This is a genomic window from Phormidium sp. CCY1219 (genome assembly GCF_035615515.1).
Taxonomy (GTDB): Bacteria; Cyanobacteriota; Cyanobacteriia; order Cyanobacteriales; family Laspinemataceae; genus CCY1219.
The window spans coordinates 1-270 of the sequence record NZ_JAJENT010000123.1; the positions used below are offsets into that span (position 1 = coordinate 1).

At 49.6% G+C, this 270-nt stretch carries 1 protein-coding gene; it reads right to left on the reverse strand.

The window, feature by feature from the left end; translation table 11 throughout:
• On the reverse strand, window positions 1-270 hold a 270-nt coding region (locus LKK83_RS00685), incomplete at both ends, for a hypothetical protein (protein WP_324628803.1).

Here is a 270-nt window from a genome sequence, read left to right on the forward strand (position 1 = left end):
TTCCTCATCAGAAGCTACCGCATCACTGTCCTCGGATTCCTCATCAGAAGCTACCGCATCACTATCCTCGGTTTCTTCTCCGGTTTCGTCGTCAGCAACTGCATCACTGTCGTCGGTTTCTTCTCCGGTTTCATCATCAGCGATCGCAGCATCGGTTTCGGAGTCAGATTCTGAGGCTTCATCCGAGGTTTCAGTGTCCTCTAAAACCGATTCTAGGTCAGACACCAAATCTCCTAAAGCCTCATCGAAATTCGGTTCGTCTGGCGTAAT